Source organism: Streptomyces sp. WZ-12 (assembly GCF_028898845.1).
Taxonomy (GTDB): Bacteria; Actinomycetota; Actinomycetes; order Streptomycetales; family Streptomycetaceae; genus Streptomyces.
Map to the genome: position 1 here is coordinate 5,543,958 of NZ_CP118574.1, position 18,180 is coordinate 5,562,137.

11 protein-coding genes are annotated in these 18,180 nt (G+C 75.7%); 5 read left to right on the plus strand and 6 right to left on the minus strand.

Annotation, left to right across the window (positions count from 1 at the left end; genetic code table 11):
* Positions 1-91 precede the first annotated feature (91 nt).
* Complete coding sequence (locus PV796_RS24010; RefSeq protein WP_274915429.1) at positions 92-727, plus strand: TetR/AcrR family transcriptional regulator; 636 nt, start codon at positions 92-94, stop codon at positions 725-727.
* Positions 728-882: 155 nt separating this feature from the next.
* The gene (locus PV796_RS24015) at positions 883-3,051 is read left to right on the plus strand and encodes a PIG-L family deacetylase (protein WP_274915430.1); all 2,169 of its coding nucleotides are present in this window, start codon (positions 883-885) and stop codon (positions 3,049-3,051) included.
* Here PV796_RS24015 and PV796_RS24020 read toward each other — a convergent pair.
* The 3 genes from PV796_RS24020 to PV796_RS24030 all read right to left on the minus strand — a co-directional run bounded on the left by PV796_RS24020 (position 3,012) and on the right by PV796_RS24030 (position 7,184).
* Positions 3,012-3,458 (minus strand): GtrA family protein, encoded by a 447-nt coding sequence (locus PV796_RS24020; protein WP_274915431.1) that lies wholly within the window; start codon positions 3,456-3,458, stop codon positions 3,012-3,014. The genes PV796_RS24015 and PV796_RS24020 overlap by 40 nt on opposite strands.
* Positions 3,458-4,444 (minus strand): glycosyltransferase family 2 protein, encoded by a 987-nt coding sequence (locus tag PV796_RS24025; RefSeq protein WP_274915432.1) that lies wholly within the window; start codon positions 4,442-4,444, stop codon positions 3,458-3,460. Before PV796_RS24025 ends, PV796_RS24020 begins: the two co-directional genes overlap by 1 nt.
* A 61-nt stretch (positions 4,445-4,505) precedes the next feature.
* Positions 4,506-7,184, minus strand: coding sequence for a YfhO family protein (locus tag PV796_RS24030; protein WP_274915433.1), 2,679 nt, complete (start codon positions 7,182-7,184; stop codon positions 4,506-4,508).
* 145 nt (positions 7,185-7,329) lie between these two features.
* Between PV796_RS24030 and PV796_RS24035 the strand changes: the two genes are divergently transcribed.
* The gene (locus PV796_RS24035; RefSeq protein ID WP_274915434.1) at positions 7,330-9,246 is read left to right on the plus strand and encodes a glycosyltransferase family 2 protein; all 1,917 of its coding nucleotides are present in this window, start codon (positions 7,330-7,332) and stop codon (positions 9,244-9,246) included.
* Positions 9,247-9,431: 185 nt separating this feature from the next.
* Positions 9,432-10,529, plus strand: a complete 1,098-nt coding sequence (locus PV796_RS24040; RefSeq protein ID WP_274915435.1) for a serine aminopeptidase domain-containing protein — start codon at positions 9,432-9,434, stop codon at positions 10,527-10,529.
* A 90-nt stretch (positions 10,530-10,619) separates the two neighbouring features.
* Here PV796_RS24040 and galE read toward each other — a convergent pair whose 3' ends face one another.
* From galE to PV796_RS24055, 3 genes are all read right to left on the minus strand, one after another.
* The gene (gene galE, locus PV796_RS24045; RefSeq protein WP_274915436.1) at positions 10,620-11,588 is read right to left on the minus strand and encodes a UDP-glucose 4-epimerase GalE; all 969 of its coding nucleotides are present in this window, start codon (positions 11,586-11,588) and stop codon (positions 10,620-10,622) included.
* 44 nt (positions 11,589-11,632) lie between these two features.
* Positions 11,633-13,312 (minus strand): glycosyltransferase family 2 protein, encoded by a 1,680-nt coding sequence (locus PV796_RS24050; protein ID WP_274915437.1) that lies wholly within the window; start codon positions 13,310-13,312, stop codon positions 11,633-11,635.
* A 293-nt stretch (positions 13,313-13,605) separates the two neighbouring features.
* Positions 13,606-17,208, minus strand: a complete 3,603-nt coding sequence (locus tag PV796_RS24055) for a bifunctional glycosyltransferase/CDP-glycerol:glycerophosphate glycerophosphotransferase (protein ID WP_274915438.1) — start codon at positions 17,206-17,208, stop codon at positions 13,606-13,608.
* Positions 17,209-17,471: 263 nt separating this feature from the next.
* Here PV796_RS24055 and PV796_RS24060 point away from each other — a divergent pair, with 263 nt between their 5' ends.
* The gene (locus tag PV796_RS24060; protein ID WP_274915439.1) at positions 17,472-18,155 is read left to right on the plus strand and encodes a class I SAM-dependent methyltransferase; all 684 of its coding nucleotides are present in this window, start codon (positions 17,472-17,474) and stop codon (positions 18,153-18,155) included.
* The last annotated feature ends 25 nt before the right edge of the window (positions 18,156-18,180 follow it).

Here is an 18,180-nt window from a genome sequence, read left to right on the forward strand (position 1 = left end):
CGATGGAACGGGTCCGTATCGTCGTGACGTCGACAGTAGGGCGGGCGCACGTCGAAACGCAACCGTAGCGTCGTACCGCTAGGATCAAGGCATGGCAAAGAACGGCACCGAGAGTGCGTCAGGCCCGACGGTGACCGGGGCGCGTCGGGCCCCGGCGGGCGCCGCCGTGCTGCGGGAGGACAAGACGGCCGCGATCCGCGCGGCGGTCTTCGAGGAACTGGCCGCGGTCGGCTTCGCCCGGATGTCGATCGAGGGCATCGCCCGCCGGGCCGGTGTGGGCAAGACCGCCGTCTACCGGCGCTGGCGCTCCAAGCTGCACCTGGTCCTGGACGTGGTGTCGGCGGTGGCGGTGGCCGGGTTGCCGGCCCCGGACACCGGGGCCCTGCGCGGCGATGTGCGGATGCTGCTGGAGGTCGCGGCGCGGGCGCTGCGGCACCCGATGGCCTCGCAGGTCATCCCGGACCTGCTGGCCGAGGCGGCGCGCAGCCCGGAGCTGGCCGCGGCCCTGAAGACCGCGCTGCACGACAGCCAGGAGGGCGTCGCGGCGGCGGTGGTGGCGCGGGCGGTGGAGCGCGGGGAGCTGCCCGCGGACGTGGATTCCCGGTTGGCGCTCGACCTGCTGACCGGGCCGCTGTACTGGCGACTGCTGGTGACCCGCGACGAGCTGCCCGCGGGGTACCTCGACGCGCTGGCCGGCTCGGTGACGGCGGCGCTGGGCGCGGAGTAGGGAGCGGGGGCGTCGGGGAGGCCTCGACGGACGGGTGGCCCGGAGAAAAGACCGGCAAACAAGGGCATTTCGGTAGCGCGTGATCGCCGTCGCCCGCAAATACTGGTCACGTGCCCCGGTCAGGACCGTCAGGAGCGTCGATTTCCCGCCGCCGGTTGCTTCAGGCCACCGGCGGTGTCGTCCTCGCGGGCACCGCGGGCACCGGGGTGTGGGCCTGGCTCTCGCCCGACGCGACCCGCCCGCCCCCGCCGGCCCGCGAGCAGGAGTCCGCCGAGGAGCCGGACGAGCAGGTGTTCCTGCATGTCATCGCGCACCCCGACGACGGGCTGTTCTTCATGAACCCGGGGCTACAGCAGGCCATCCGCAGCGGCGCCCGGATCGTCACGGTCTGTCTGACCGGCGGCGAGTCCGACGGCCGGAACGCGCCCAACCACACCGCCCTGCACGACCACGTGGTCCCCGACCGGTCGGCGTTCGCCCGGGCCAGGACCAACGGGCTGCTCGCCGCGCACGCCAAGATGGCCACCGGCGACCTGGGGAGTGTCTGGGACGCCGAGGCCCGCACCCTGCTGCCCGGCTTCCAGGTGGAGGTGCAGACCCTACGGGCCGCCCCGCAGCACCAGTTGGTCTTCGTGGAGCTGGTCGAGGCCCGCGCGGTCTACCAGCCGCGCGCCACCAGCCTGCGCGGCCTCTGGCTCGGGGTGGTCGACGCGCTGCCGACGCTGCGCCCCGAGGGCAGCCCCGTCCAACGGCAGTTCCGTTACCGCCGCGAGGAGGTGACCGACACCCTGGTCGCGGTCCTGGACTGGGTCCGGCCCACCGTCGTGCGCACCCTGGACCCCAACGCGGTGCACTCCGACAAGAAGCCGCTGCCGGCCCCCGATCCCCGACTGGCCGGCCTGCGCTACCTCGACCACCAGGACCACACCGCCTCCGCCCACTTCACCCAGGCCGCGCTGGCCCGTTACTGGGGCCGCGGCCGCCCCGTCCGCACCGTCGTGGAGAGCTACCTCGGCTACGAACTCGGCGTGCTGCCGGGCGATTTGGACCCCTCCACGGTCCGCCGCAAGGCCGGGACGCTGAACATCTACGGCTGGGCCGACCACCGGCGCTGCGCGGACCCGGCCGGCTGCGGCGACCGCAAGGTCGGCGGCACCGCCCTGAACGGCAGCCCGCGCAGTTGGACCCGCAGCACCCGGCTGCGCGCCCCCGGCTCCAACTCCTGGGTGCGACCGGCCGGGGACGGGCGGCTGACCGCCTTCGCGGTGCTCGCCGGTGCCGCGTACGGCTGGGCGGAGACCCGGCCGGGCAGCGGGCGGTTCGGCGCCCCGGTGCGGATCGGCGGGGAGCTGCTCCAGGGGCAGGTGCACGTGGTGCGGCACCCGGACGGTGCCCTGCAACTCTTCGCCTCCCGGACGATCCTGCCGGGGCCGGGCACCGAACACCGCCGCGAGCTGGTCGCCGCGCGGCAGACCGGCACCGGGCGGGACGGGGTGCCGGCCTTCGGGCCGTGGGAGTCGCTGGGCTCGCCGGACCCGGAACCGGTCCGGTCGTTGGAGATCGGCTTCCCGGCCGCGGTGGCCGCCCCGGACGGCACCGTGCACCTCTTCGTGCGGACCTGGGACGGCGGGATCGGCCACCGCAGCGGGCCGCACGGCGGGCAGTGGTCGCCGTGGGACCGGCTGGAGGGGCCGGCCGGCGTTGGCACCCTCAAGGCGTCCCCGCAGATCGTGGACGGCATCGACGCCTGCGTGGACTCCGACGGGCTGGTCCACCTGGTCGCGCCGAGCGTCCGGACGGTGCAGCACTGGGTGTCCAAGGAGCCGGGGGCCGCGCCCCGCCCGGGCGCGACGACCGGGCTGCCGGAGCCGGGCGGGCCGATCAGCGTCGTCCCGCTGGCCGGCGGGCTGGTGCGGATCGCCTACCGGCAGTCGGGGACCGCGCGGGTGCTGCTCGCGGAGCGGCAGCGGGCGCTCGGCACCTGGCGGGTCGCCGGGCAGTGCGAACGGGCCGGCGGCTACGGACGGGTGGCGCTGGCGCCGGCCGGCGGCGCCGACCGGATGGTGCTGGCCGCCCGGGACGACGCCGGGGACGTCCGGGTGGCGATGGCCCAGGCCGGGCCCAAGCCCTGGCAGCGCTGCCGGCTACCGCACTCGGCGGCGGCCGGGGTGGCGCACGACGCGGCCGGCCGGGCGGTGGTGGTCGCGCTCGGCAACGACGGCCGGCTGTACGCGGCCCGGCAGGCCAAGGCCGGGCAGACCGCACCGTTCCAGGGTTGGCGGGCTCAGGCCGGGTCGCCGGAGCGCACCGGCGACTCGGGCTGACCGGCCGCGGCGCCCCGCCGGGCCGGGGGCCGCAGGATCCGTCGGGAGACCACGAAGGTGACCGGCAGCGCCAGCAGCGCCGCGGCCAGCGGCGCCGCCACGCTGTCCATCCCCAGCCAGCTCACCAGCGCCACCAGACCGGCGCTCTGCACCGCGTAGTTGGTGACCTGGGTCAGCGGGAAGAGCAGGAACTTCTTCCAGGTGGGGCGGGTGCGGTAGGTGAAGTAGGTGTTGAGGAAGAACGAGCCGACCAGGCTGAGGACGAACCCGGTCGTGTAGGCGGCGAAGTACGGCAGCAGCCGGTGCAGCGGCAGGTAACAGGCGTAGAACGTCCCGGTGTTGACGACGCCGACGGCCGTGAACCGGACCACCTGGCCCCAGGGGAGGGCCGCGGCCGGGCCGCGCATCAGCGGGGCCGCGGGCCGACGGCGGCGGTCCCCGACGGGGCCGGCGCGTGCACCGGGGCGGGCGCGGCGCCGTCGCTCTCCTTGACCAGGAAGTGCGGCCGCCGCTTGGTCTCGTAGTAGATCCGCCCGATGTACTCGCCGATCAGCCCGAGCATCACCATCTGCAGGCCGCCCAGCCCGACCACGATGGCCACCAGCGTCACGTAGCCGGGCGCGGTGACCCCGCCGACGATGGCCGCGCCGACGACCCACAGGGCGTAGAGCGCGGCGAGTAAGGCCAGGCCCAGGCCGGCGTAGATGGCGGCGCGCAGCGGGCGGCAGTTGAAGGAGATCATCCCGTCGATGCCGTAGTTGACCAGGGAGCCGAAGCGCCACTTGGTCTCGCCGGCTCCCCGGGCGGCGTTGCGGTAGTCGAAGCTGACGGTGTCGAAGCCGATCCAGGAGAACAGCCCCTTGGAGAAGCGGTTGTACTCGGGCAGCGAGAGCAGTGCGTCCACCGCCTTGCGGGACAGCAGCCGGAAGTCGCCCGCGCCGTCGACCAGTTCGACGTCGATCCAGGTGTTGACGGCGCGGTAGTACAGCCGGCTGAGGACGGTGCGCAGGCGCCGGTCGCCGTCCCGGCTGCGGCGGGCGATGACCTGGTCGTGGCCGAGCTGGTAGAGGTCGAGCATCCTCTCGATCAGCTCCGGCGGGTGTTGGAGGTCGGCGTCCATGATGATCACCGCGTCGCCGGTGGCCGCCCTGAGGCCGGCCAACATCGCCGGTTCCTTGCCGAAGTTGCGGCTGAAGGAGAGGTAGCGGGTGGTGCCGCGGTGCTGGTGGGCGAGGGCGCGCAACCGGGGCAGGGTCCCGTCCAGGCTGCCGTCGTCCACGTAGCACAGCTCGTACTCGACGGCGAGGCCGCTCAGCACCGCGCGGAGCTGTTCGTCGAAGCGGCCTATCACGGCTTCTTCGTTGTAGCAGGGGACGACGATGGAGAGCTTCATGAGCGGGCCTTTTCGCCGGGGTCAGGGGACGGCTGAGGTGGTCGTCCCCTGGAAGGCAGTTTTACAAATTAGGGTGAAACGCACTATTCGGGCATGCGGTGCGGGCGAGGGGGCGGCCGCGGCGGGTCGCCGCGACGCCGGCCACCGCGGCCAGCGTCAGCGCCCCGGCCCCGCCGGCCGCCAGCCCCGCGGTCAGCCCCGGCGGGGCGTACGCGCAGCTCAGCCGGGTCGCGCCGGCGCGCAGCGGGACGGCCATCAGCCCGCCGAGCGTCCCGGGAGCGCGGGCCGGCCCGCCGTCCACCGAACAGCTCCATCCGGGCACCGCCGGCAGGGCGAGCACCGCCGTCCCGGCGGCCCCCGGGCGCAGCGTCGCCGTCAGGTCGTGGCCGCCCGCGGTGAGCTCGGTCGGCCCCTCCAGGGAGCGCACCGCCGCGGCCAGCCGGCCCGGGGCGAGGCAGCCGACGGCCCGCTCGGGCACGTACGGGTGGCCGGGCCCGGCGAAGCGCACCGTGACCGTCCCGTCGGCCGGCACGGTGCCCAGCCGCCGCAGCGGATTGGCGGTGACGTCCCACCGGCCGACCGCCCGGGTCGGCCCGCCCGGCCCGGTGACCTCCCCGGCGAACCACGGCGCGTACCAGAGCGCCAGGCCGCCCGGGGTGCAGTGCACGGTGAAGGCGGTCCCGGTGCTCGGCGCGGTCACCGCGCCGGCGTCCGCGGCGGGCAGGGGCCGGTCCGGCAGCAGCCAGCCGCCGGGGGCCGGCTGCGGGGCCGGGCCCGGGCCGGGCGTCAGGCGCGGCACCTCGTAGACCCGGGCGCCCAACACCCGTTCCTGGCGGGCGAAGACGGTGTCCGGGGCGGTGCCGGGCGCCGGCAGCGGGCCGCGCCGCACGGTCAGCAGCGGCGCCGGCCGGCCCCGCTCGACGACGTAGGCGCCGCGCGGCCCGCCGCCCGGCACCGGCGGCATCTGGGCGCTGCGCACCGCCAGCAGCGCCTGCCCCACCGGGTCCTCGAAGCTGAGCGTGTGCCGCCCTCGGATGTACCAGCCGGCGCCCAGCCCGTGCAGCGTCCGGGCGGTCGCCGCGGGCACGTAGCTGCTGTAGTAGGCGCCGCCCTCGCCGCCGAGCAGCAGCGGGTCGTTGTCGGCGAACTCGTGCGGGCCCGGGTCCGTGCGGGAGCGCGGCCAGTCGTCGCGGGCGGTCAGCCCCCGGCGGGTCGCCAGCGCCCCCGGGGAGAGCGTCAACTTCGGCCGGAACCAGGGGATTTGGGCCCGCTCGGTGGTCACCGTGAACGCCGTGTACGCCGCGCTGAGGGTGCCGGCGCACAGCAGCGCCGCGGTGAGGGCCGCCCGCGCCCGGGGCCGCCGGGCGAGGCGGTCCCGCGCCGGCAGCGCCGCCAGCACCACCGCCCCGACGCCGACCACCACGACCCAGGCCGCCGGCCCCATCACCCCGCGGTTGCGGCAGCACACCAGCAGCAGCGCGACCAACGCCGCCCCCGCGGCCAGCTCCCGCCCCCGCGGGCGGGCCGCCAGCGCCAGCCAGGCGATCATCACCAGCACCCCGCCGAGCGCGAACCCGGCCCGGTACGGGCTCCCGTTGGGCAGCGCCAGGCCGTGCCACAGCAGGATCGTCGGCTTCCAGACGAACGAGGCGCCGATGCCCAGCGCCAGCAGCGACCAGCCGATCCGGGCCCGGGCCGGCACCGCCCGGACGAACGGGAAGGCGGCCACCAGCAGCAGCGCCGGCACCCCGACGAAGACGTTCGGCGCCGGTGCCCCGCCGTGCCCGCCCGACAGCAGCCGCGCCAACTGATCCAGCAGCGGCGGCGCGCCCCCGTACACCGCCTCCGGCGGCGGCTGCGCGGCCCGGCTGGCCCGAAACGTCACGGTGAGCACCGGCGCGACCAGCGCGATCCCAGTCGCCGCCATCGCCGCCGCCCGGCCCACCACCCGGCCTCCAGAAGAGGGCGCTACCCGCCCACCCCCGCCCGGTACGCCGTCCCCGGTCAGCAGCCGCACCGCCAACACCAGCCCGGTCGCCAGGGTGGCCATCGCCGCGGTGTAGAAGTTCCCGGCCCAGGCGAGCGCCACCAGCAGCGTCCCGGCGACCCAGTGCACCCGCCGCAGGCACCAGTCGGCCGCGATCCCCAGCAGCGGCAGCGAGACCAGCCCCCACATCCACATCGGGTCGGCGTGCCCGTCGTTCAACACCCAGCCGCACAGCCCGTACCCGAGGCCCAGCAGCGCCCGCAGCGCGCCCGGCCCGGGCCGCAGCCGCCCCAGCAGGACGGTCATCAGCGCCGCGCCCAGCCCGATGCTCAGCAGCGTCACCAGGAACACCGGCAGGTCCACCAGCGCCCGCGGGAACAGGCCCACCAGGAGCGAGAACGGGTTCAGCAGATAGGTGACGAAGTCCGCCAGGAAGGGCACGCCGTACCCGCTGCCCCAGTTGAAGAGCAGGTCGCCGCGGGCGGTGCCGTGCAGCAGGTCCCACAACCGGGCGTGGAAGGGCACGAATTGGTTGCCCAGGTCGTTGACGGCGCGGGAGCGCGGCCCGAACGGGTAGCCGCCGTAGGCGGCCAGGGCCAGGCAGTACGCTCCCATGGACAGCAGTGCCGCGAGGCCGGGGGAGGCCAGGCGCCGGGCCCGGGCCGCGGGTGTGGCGCGCGTCGCGCCGGGTGGGGTCCGGGCAACCTCCGGGGTCCGGACCCCCTCTTGGGGTGCGGAAGGTGTCAGGCTCACCGCGCTCCTTCCAGGTCGGCGCGCAGTCCGCGCACAGACAGGCAGCGAACGAGTTGTCTGGCTTGATGTCGCGTTAGTCCGTTTTACCCCGGAGGGGGTGGGGTAGGGCGAGGACCCGCAGAAAGGAACGGAGGCCACGTTTCCCGTGCCCCAGAACACCGCCGTCGACGACGGTGACCAGCGCCCCGCAGCGCCGACCGTCACCGTGATCGTGCCGGTCCACAACACCCGCCGGTACCTCGACCGCAGCCTCGGCTCGGTCTTCGCCCAGACCCTCGACCGGCACCGCATCGAGATCATCGCCGTCGACGACGGCTCCACCGACGGCAGCGGCGCCTGGCTGGACGAGGCCGCCACCGCCCACCCCCACCTCACCGTCCTCCACCAACCGCCCTCCGGCGGCGCCGGCAAGCCCCGCAACGTCGGCCTGGAGCACGCCACCGGCGACTACGTCTTCTTCCTCGACTCCGACGACCACCTCGGCCCCGAGGCCCTTGAGCGCCTGGTCGCGATGGCCGAGGAGCACGGCTCCGACGTCGTCTACGGCCGCATCGTCGGCGCCGGCGGCCGCGGCGCCCCCGTCGACCTGCGCACCACCAGCCCCCGCGTCTCGATCTACGACTCGCCCGTCTACTGGACCCTGGCCGCCTACAAGCTCTTCCGCCGCTCCTTCGTCGAGCGCCACGGGCTGCGCTTCGTCGAGGGCCGCCTGCTCGCCGAGGACCTCCCCTTCGGGATCACCGCCCTGCTGCGCGCCGAGGTCGTCTCCGTCCTCGCCGACTACGACTGCTACTACCTGCACGGCCGGGACGACGACAGCAACGCCTCCCGCCAGGACATGGACTGGCCCGCCTACCTCGCCTACATCGGCACCGTCCTGGCCGACCTCGCCGCCGAGGTCCCGCCCGGCCAAGACCGCGACAGACTCCTGATCCGCCACTTCCACGGCGAGATACTCATGCCGTTCGCGGCCCCCTACCTCGCCCGGGACGAGACCGGCCGCCGCGCCATGCGCGAGGCCGCCCGCCCCCTCGTCGACGCCTACCTCACCGACCGGGTGCTCGCCGCCCTCCCGCCCGGCCTGCGGCTGCGCGCCCACTGCCTGCGCGCCGGCCTCGACGCCGAACTCGACGCCGTGGTCGCCGCCGACGCCGGCCCCGACCGGACCCTGGGCCCGCCCCGCCTCGACGACGGCCGCGCCTACGCCGCCTACCCGCACTTCCGCGACGCGGACCACCCGCTGCCGGACACCCTCTTCGACCTCACCGACCGGATCACGGTCCGGCAGTGCCTCGACGGCGTCCAGTGGATCGGCGGCCTCCTCCACCTCCGCGGCACCGCCACCCTGCGCACCGTCGGCGCCGACGCCGTCGAACTCGTCCTGCACCGCAGCGGCGCCCACCACCGCATCCCCGCCGCCTACGACCCCGACGGCGACACCTGGCACGCCGCCCTCGACCCGGCCACCGCGGCCGGCGGCGCCCCTCTGGCGGACGGCGTCTGGGCGCTGAAGCTGGGGATCACCGCGCACGGCACCCCGGACGCCGCCGACGCCCCGGCCCCCGCCCTGCGCCGCGAGGTCTGGCTCGTCCCCGAGGGCGGCGGCCCGGTCACCGACACCGCCCCCCGCGTCATCAGCCACGGCCCCGAAGGTCCCACCGTCGCCGCCCTGTTCCTCTCCTCCCCGCACGGCCACCTCCACCTGGACCTGGACCACGACGGCGCCCGCCGCCCGCTCGGCGCCGACCTGCACGGCACGGCCGCCCGCACCCGCACCGGCCGCACCACCGTCGCCGCCGGCCTCACCCTCCCCGGCTGTCCCGTCGACGCCACCCTCCAGTTCGTGCTGCGGGACGCCACCCGCACCGTGGCCCTGCGCACCACCGTCGAGCGCGCCGCCGGCGACCGCTACCGCGCCCACGCCCGCCTGCGCGGTGGCCCCCCGGGCGACTGGCGGGTCACCCTCCGCCTCACCGCCGGCGCCCTCCGCCGCGAGCTCCCGGTCCAAGTCGCCGACGGCGGTGGCCCGTTGACCCTCACGGTGCCGGGCGCGCGCCGCTGACGACCGGACCCGGCCGGGCCGTTCCGCCGAACGAGGCGGAGCGGCCCGGCCGTTGCGTGTTCCGTGACTTTGGCGCGTTCTCGGCGCTCTTCCGGTAGCCGCCCGGCAGCCACTTGTTCTATAAAAGCTAGAACAAGTGGCGAGAGCACGTTCCGGCTCGCCGCCTCAACTCACAGGGGGAATCCATGCGTTCACGCACGCTCCGGCGCGGCAGGGTGCTCGCCGCGCTCGCGGCGGCGGCCGCCGCCGTCGCCGGCCCGGCGTTCAGCGCGACGCCCGCGTCCGCCGCCCCGCGGGCCGCCGCCCTCGTGCCCGCAGCGGACCGCGAGATCCAGTTCACCGCGGACGGCACCACCGCCTACGGCACGGTGCACATCCCCGCCCACCGGCCCGGCCGCAAGCTGGCCGCGGCACTGCTGATCCCCGGCAGCGGACCGACCGACCGCAACGGCGACCAACCGCCCGCCCACACCCCGCACACCCTGTCCCTGCTCGCGGGCGCCCTCGGCGGGGACGGCGTGATGAGCCTGCGGTTCGACAAGTACGGCACCGGTCGGACCGGCCTGGGCGGCCGGCACCGCGCCCCCGACATGGCCGCCTACACCCGCCAGGCCGTGGCCGCCTACCGCGCCCTGCGCGCCCAACCGGAGGCCGATCCGCGCGCCCCGCTCGTGGTCGGACACAGCGAGGGCGGGCTCCAGGCGCTGCTCGTCGACCGCGCGGTGACGGCCAAGCCCGCCGGCCTCGCGCTCCTCGCCCCGCAGGACCTGCGCCTGCTGGACATGCTGGACTTCCAACTGGCGGACGGCCTGGACCAGGAGGTCGCCGCCGGCCATCTCACGCCGGCACAGGCGGAGTTGAACAAGCGCGACATCGCCAGGGCCATCGCCGACTTCCGCGCCGGGCGCCCGGTCGACACCTCGGGCCTGCTGCCCTCCCTCGCCACCCTCCTGGGCGGCGTCTTCGGGCCGGTCAACGCGGACTTCGTCCGCAGCGACGACGCCCTCTACCCGCCGTCCGTCGCCCGGGGCGTCGCGCCCGGCACCCGCACCCTGATCACCTGCGGCACGGCGGACGCCAACGTGCCGTGCCGCACCACCTGGCCGCTGCGCGCCGCCCTCGCCGCGGCCCGCACCACCGGGCCCGGGCTGCGGGTGCTGCCCGGCCTCGACCACTTTCTGCACCCCGCAGGGACCCCGACCAACGAGCCGGTGCTCGCCCCCGCCGCGCGGCGGGCCCTGCACGACTTCGTCCACCCCTGGCGCCAGCGCCCGACGGGCTGAACCGCCGGCCGCACCACGCACGACCGCCCGCCCCCGGAAGACGGGGGCGGGCGGTGCGCAGGCGGATCCGGGCGTCGGCCCCGGCGGGGCTCAGGCGTGGTGCTGCCAGCCCGCCCACGCCGACGTGATCATGTCGCGGACGTCGTACCGGGCCTGCCAGCCCAGCTCCTTGGTGATCCGGTCGGCGGCCGCCACCACGCGGGCCGGGTCGCCGGCGCGCCGCGGGGTGACCTCGGGCACCACGCCCTGGTGCCCGGTGACCTCGGCGATCAGGTCCACCATCTCGCGGACCGAAACCCCCTCGCCCCGGCCGATGTTGAGCGTCAGGTCCCGCACCGGGCCCGGCTCGGCCAGCGCCCGGGCGGCCGCGACATGGGCGTCGGCGAGGTCCGCGACGTGGATGTAGTCGCGGATGCAGGTGCCGTCGGGCGTGTCGTAGTCGGCACCGAAGATGCGCGGCGCGGCGCCCTGGGTGAGCCGCTCGAAGACCATCGGGACGATGTTGAAGACGCCGGTGTCGGCCAGCTCCGGGGTGGCCGCGCCGGCGACGTTGAAGTACCGCAGGCAGGCGGTGGAGATCCCGTGGGCCTTGCCGACCGCCCGCGCCATCCACTCGCCGACCAGCTTGGTCTCGCCGTACGGGTTGATCGGCACGCAGGGCGTGTCCTCGGTGACCAGGTCCACGTCCGGCATGCCGTAGACGGCGGCGGAGGAGGAGAACACCAGCCGCGGCACGCCACCGGCGGCCATCGCCTCCAGGAGCGTCTGCAGACCGTGGACGTTCTCGCGGTAGTAGTGCAGCGGCAGCTCGACGGACTCGCCGACCTGCTTCTTCGCGGCCAGGTGGACGACGTCGGTGATGCCGTGCTCGGCGATCGTGGCGTCCAGCAGCGCGCGGTCGAGCGTCGAGCCGACGACCAGGGGCACGTCCTCCGGCACCCGGGCGCGGACGCCCGTCGTCAGATCGTCGAGGACGACAACCGACTCGCCGGCCTGCCGCAGGGCCCTTACGACATGGGAGCCGATGTAACCGGCACCACCCGTGATCAGGTAAGACATAGCGCCAATCCTAGGCTGGGAACAGAGGGACAGGGGTGCCCGGGTCAGCGGTGCAGCTTCCGGGCGGCGATCCGCCAGACGCTGCGCGGCCCGGACGCCACCCGCAACGACAGGGCTCCGCCCGTCGTCGCGTACGGCTGGGCGAGCAGCACCACATGGCGCCGACTGGGCAGCACCCGACGCGTCAGACCGTTGCCCACGGCCCGCAGGCCGACGCCGGTCGTGGTGCCGTCCGTGCAGGTCAGCCGCGCCGACAGGTCCCATGGTTCGGGGTCGGCGGGCCGTGCCCCGGGCAGCTCGATCAGCGGGGCGAGGTCCAGCCCCACCGACGCCGTCCAGGCGGTGCCGTCGGCGGCGGGGGTGAGGGTGGCGGTGTAGACGGGGCCGGGCCGGCCGTCGCGCCGCCGGTGCAGCGCGACCTCGACGCTGACCGGGCCGGCCGCGGCCACCGTGCCGTACAGGTCGTGCACGCGCAGCCGCAGCAGACCGCCGCTGGCGCCCAGCACCGGATCGGCGTCCACCGTCACCGGCAGCCGCGGCGACGCGTCGAAGCCCGGCACGTCCTCGTCCGCGGCGTCCACCCCGTCCTCGGCGACCAGGCCGTCCAGGCGCACCTGGGGCAGGTCCGTCGACCACACCGGGCCGCCGTCGGGACCCGTCGGGTACGGCGGCAACAGCCGGCCGGGGCGCGCCGCGAGCTGGGTCAGCCGGTCCAGGTCGCGCGGGGCGGAGGAGGCCAGGACGACCCGGGCCAGCCAGCGGGCCGGGGCGTGCGCGGCGCGCAGCTCGGCCTCCTCGAACGACGCCAGGTGCTCGCGGGTCAGCCGCCACCACTCGCCCTGGTAGTCCGCGCCGCGGGTGTGCAGCTCCCGGACGTACATCCGCAGGTCGTGGTCGAGGAACTTGGTGGCCGCGGCCCGCGCCAGACCGTCGCGCCCGGCATCGCGCAGGGTCCGCAGGACCGTGCGGTGCGCCTCGATGCGCTGCCGCCAGTTCGCGACGTCCTTGCGGTCCAGGGAGATCGACTGCTTGGCGGCGGCGCGCCGGACGTGCCAGACGTAGACGGTGTCGGGGACGGTGGCGATCTTCGGGGCGGCGGCCAGCACGCGGGCGGTGAAGACGAAGTCCTCGTAGTGGTAGCGGCCCTCGGGGAAGGCGATGCCGTGGTCGATGAGGAAGGCGCGGTCGTAGAGCTTGTTGACGCACAGGGTGTCGCGGACCAACTGCGGCGCGGCGTCCGGGCTGTCGTGCACGGTCGGCTCGCGGTAGAGGCCGGGCTGCCAGGGGACGTCCCGGCGGGCCGGCAGCTCCCGGCGCACACAGGCGCCCGCGGTGACCGGCGCCTCGTGCTTCTGCGCCGCGGCCAGCAGGGCCGGCACCGCGCCCGGCGGCAGCACGTCGTCGCTGTCCAGGAACATCACGAAGCGGCCGGCGGCGGCCCGCACCCCGTCGTTGCGCGGGGACCCGCAACCACCGCTGTTCTCCCCCCGGTGCAGCACCCGCAGCCGCGGCTCGGAGCGGGCCAGGGCGTCCAGGGCCGCGCCGGTGCCGTCGGTGGAGGCGTCGTCCACCGCGACCACCTCGGCGACGGCGTCGCCCTGCGCGAGCGCGGAGCGCACCGCGTCGGCCACGTGCCCGGCGTCGTTGAACGCGATGACGACGACGCTGACCTGTGCGGTGGGCGTGAGGGTAGGCCCAGGCTGTGGCTCAAGGGCTTCATTCACAGTCACTAAATCTACATTTCGTGTCGACAGCAGCTCTTGGCGCGAGCGGGTTTCGGACCCCTGTTCATCAGGGTCAGAGGTCGAAAACCACCGAGCGGTTGCACCGGCCACCCTCTTTTTCCGCCTCATTGCCGTCTCTTAACCCGCCGAGCCCCGGGACAGCGCCGTACGTTAACCCGCGCGAACGCCCCGCAAGGACGCCGGTACATGCTGTAACGACGCCGACGCCGGAGGATGCCGATCCGGCCACCGCCCACCGGCCCGATCCGTCCGCCTCCCCGGCGCCCGGCCGCTCACTGAAGGATCAGCTCCGCGACTCTGCCCGCCGCCCCGCCGTCGTCCAGATGACAGAACAGCTTCCGGAACTCCGCATACGCCCCCGCGCTCGCCCGCGCCACTCCCGGCAGATCCCCCAGAGCCTCGATCAACTCGCCCGTCGACGACAGCAACGGACCCGGCACCCGCGCCTCGAAATCCAGGCTGAAACCGCGCAGCGCGTCCCGGTAGTGCGCCAGATCCGGCGTCAGGAACAGCATCGGACGGCCCGTGCCCGCGAAGTCCGCCGCCAGCGACGAGTAGTCGGTCACCAGCACATCGGCCGCCAACAGCAGCTCGGTGGCGTCCGGATACGAGGACACGTCCACCGCGAACGGCGCGTGGTGACCCGGCAACCGGTCCGGCACCTGCGGATGGCTGCGCACCAGCAGCACATGGTCCCCGCCCAGCGCCGCCCGCGCCGCGTCCAGGTCCAGCGGCAGGTGCAGCCGGTGGTGCGAGGCGTCGTAGGCCACGTCGTCCCGCGGCGTCGGCGCGTACAGCACCGCCTTCTGATCCGGCCCGATCCCCAGCCGCGCCCGGACCGCGGCCGCCACCTCGTCCCGGTCCGCGGCGTGCAGCGCGTCGGTCCGCGGCAACCCGGTCTCCCACAGCTTCCCGCCGAAGCCCAACCCCGACCGCAGCACCGGGGTGCTCGCCGCGTTCGGCGACAGCAACACGCTCCACTGCCGGCCCAACCGCGGCCGCGGCGCCAGATGCGCCAGCCCCTCGCAGAGCGTCCCCATCAGATCCGCCCCGATCCGCTTCAGCGGCGTCCCGTGCCAGGTCTGGATCACCCGCTGCCCGGCCCGCCGCACGAACCACCGCGGCAGATGCGTGTTGGTGACGATCCAATGGCTGTGCGCCAACGCCCCGTGCCACGCCGCGCTGCCCACCATCACCGGACGGGCCGTCGGCGGCACCGCGGTCTGCCCGTCCCGCACCGCCCACAGATGCGTCACCTCCAGCCCCCGCCGCACCAGTTCCTCGTGCACCGCCCGCGGCGAATCCCCGTACGCCCGGCCCCCGAAGCTGCTGTAGAGCACCGTCTCGCGCAGCGGACGGGACCGGTGCAGCGGATAGTGCTGCTCGCGCAGCACCCGGCGCCGGTACGGGCCCCGATCGACCGGCGGCACCGCGGGACCCGCCGCCACGAACAGCTCGTCGCGGCGCACCCGGTCCAGCACGAACGGCTTGCCGCGCACCGTCCGCGACACCGGCAGCCCGTCGAAGACCGCCGGCACGCACCGCACCGGCGGGTCCAACGGCGAGCCCACCGCCCCCTGTTCCCGCAGGTGCACCGTCCACCGGCCCTCCCGCAGCGGCACCTCCCCGGCCCACGACGGCAGCGTCGCGAGCGGCAACGCGCAGTGGAACCGCCCGTCGTCGTGCACGGCCTCGAAGACCACCTCGTCGGCGTGCGCGGAGTGCTTGAGCACCACCTCCGGCGCCGCCGGCGCGGCGTCCGGCAGCGCCCCCGCCAACAACAGCGTCCCGTCCGTCCGCCACACCACCCGGTCCACCGACGCCTGCGGCACCCGGTCCTGGAGCACCAACTCCCCGCCCGTCGCGGCCGCCGCCACCACCTCCCGGCCGTGCGGCAGCGGATGCGCCACCGGCGCCGTCCCCGACGGACAGGCCACCACGTCCGTCCCGCCGTCGGCCAACACCAGCTCCGGCAGCCAGGTTTCGGTGTGCGCCGGCGGCACCGCGGCCGGCTCGCCGTCCCGCACCGGCCGGGCCGCGTCCCACGCGTCCAACCGCACCCGGACTAGACACCGACCGCCCCCGTCCGTCGCCCCCTCCGCCGGGAACGACACCACCGTCCCCGTCCCCTGGTGCGTCAACCGCAGCGCCACCGGCGCCGGACCGGGCGCGACCACCGCCAACTCCAGCGCCCCGCCCGCCACCACCGGCGGCCCCGCCAACCGCCGCACCCGACGGGCCACCGCGATCCGCAGCCGCCCGTCCACATACCGCGGCACCACCCACACCCCGCCCGCGCCCTCGTACCCGGACGGCTCCGCCCCCGACCCGCTCTCCGGCGCCGCCAGTTCGCCCGCCACCACCACCCCGGCCGACGCCAACAGCAGCTCCACCCGCCACTCGGCCCGCCCGTCGCCCGACCGTCCCCAAGCTCTCAACTCCGTTCGAGCAGGGGAGGCCCCAATCCCCTCAACGTCGCCGCTGCGCGGCGGCACCTTCCGCAACAGCCGCGCCGGATCCACCCGCAGCTCGAACCCCGACCAGTCGTAGCAGTGCAGCTCCTGCCCGGACGCCGCGGTCGCCTCCGGCATCGCCACCGTCCGCACCGGCAGCACGATCCGCCGCCGCCCGCACGACAGCACCGCCGTCCGCAGACCGCCGTGCCGGGTCGCGGCCGGCAGGTTCCGCACGTACGCCCAGCCGCGCAGCAGCAGCACCCCGCCCCGCCACACCGCCTCCCGGACCTCCGCCCGCACCGGGAAGTCCGCCCGCGACAGCCGCACCACCCCCGCCGGCAGCGCGAGCGGCGCCTCCGGCGGCAACACCGCCCGCCGCCGCAGCGGCGGCCCCGCCACCACGAACCCGCCCGGATTGCGCGCCTCGTGCCCCAACAGCGCCGCCACGTCCGCCAGTCGACCCGACCGCACCAGATACCAGCGCATCCGCAACTCCACCGGGAGCGCCCGCAGCAGCCGCGGATCGGTCCGCGCCAGGAAGTCCCGCGCACAGTCCAGGAACGCCGTCCGCACCTCCGGCGTCGCCCCCGGCACCGCCGCCACCAGGTCCGCCAGCCCCCCGGTCAACTGCACCCGGTCGTACTCCGCCCGCAGCCCGCCGCCCGCCGGCCGCGCCGGATCGGCCAGCAGCGCCCGCATCCGCGCCACCGCCGCGAACCGGTCCCGCACCGCCTGCGCCGTCGGCCGCGGCCGACGCTCGGGCCCCTCCGGCAGCCGCCGGTAACAGACGTGCTCGTGCAGCACGTCCACCGCCTCCGCCAGCACGTGCGCCGGCAGCGCCACCGCCGCCTCGTCGCCCAACTCGCCCTCGGGAAAGGCGAATCGATGCCGGTCCCAGAACGCCCGCCGGAACACCTTGTTCGCCACCAGCCCGTCCCGCAGCAGCGCCGGGTCCCCGGTGACATGGGTGCGCAGCGCCGTCTCCCGGCCCGCCGGATGGTCCGACGACTGGCTGCGGCCCGCCGGCCCCAACCGGTAGACGTTGCCGGTCGCCAGCTCCGCCCCCGACGCGTCCAACAGCCCCACCAGGTCCGCGTACGCCCGCGGCAGCAGCGCATCGTCCGGCGCCAGGAACGCCAGGTACCCGGTGTCCGGAAACGCGTGCCGGGCACCGAAGTTCCACGCCCCACCCAGGCCCCCGCCCTCGTGGTGCACCACCCGGAACCGCGGATCGCGCTCCACCACCCGCCGCACCGCCGCCGGCGGACCCTTTGGCCCGTTGGCCGGCCCGTCGTCCACCAGCACCACGTCCAACTCCGCCAACGTCTGCGCCGCCACCGACGCCAGACACTCCTGGACATGGCGCGCGGCCCCCACACCGCGCGGGACCGGGACGACGACGGTGAGCCGAGGCTTCATGGGCGTAACGAGCCTTTCCGGACGGGCGGACCACGGGAGCAACCCCGGGACGCACACGGGGCGATGCGGCCGACTCGTCCCTCAACTCGTCCATCGCCGACCCGGTCACCGACGCTGCGCTGAAAGGGTGAGGCGAAGGTGCGGCGGTCCGGTCCGGACGGCGCCATGGCGTACACCGTGGACAACGCGACCCGCACGACCGGTGCCCCCGCCCGGACACCGGCACCGCCCCCGCCGCCGACCAGGAAGGTGACCGCCCCGCGATGCCCGGCCGAACCGACAGCTCCGCCGCCACCGACCGCCCCGACACCGCGGCCCCGGCCCCGGCCCCCGGCACTCACACCCGCCCCACCGGCACCGCCCCCGCCGCCTCCACCGTCCGGCTCCCCACCCCCGGCGAACCCGGCGCACTGGCCCGACTGCGGCCCGCCCGGCCCCCGTTCGCCCGGCAACTGCGCCGGATCGGCCCCGGCCGCGTCCTGGAGATCGGCTGCGGCGACGGCGACACCCTCGCCGGCTGCGCCCCCGGCAGCGTCGGCATCGACCACGACCCGCGCTCCGTCGCCCACTGCCGCGCCCGCGGCCTGACCGCCTACACCGCCGACGCCTTCCTGACCGGCCCGCACGCCCGCCCTGGCGCCTTCGACGCGCTGCTCACCGCCCACGTCCTGGAACACCTCGACGACGAACAGGTCGAGGAGCTGCTGCGGGCCTACGTCCCCTACGTCCGGCCCGGCGGCGGGGTGCTGCTGATCACCGCCCAGGAGGCCGGCCACCGCGCCGGCCCGGAACCCGTCCGCTTCACCGACTTCACCCTGCTGCGGGCCTTCGCCGAGGCCACCGGGCTGGCCGTGCGGCGCACCTACTCCCACCCGCTGCCCCGGACCGCCGGGCGGGTCCTCGCGGCCAACTGCTTCGTCCTGGTCGCACAGGTGCCCCGGGGATGACGCGGTGCCCCGACGCGGGCCACCG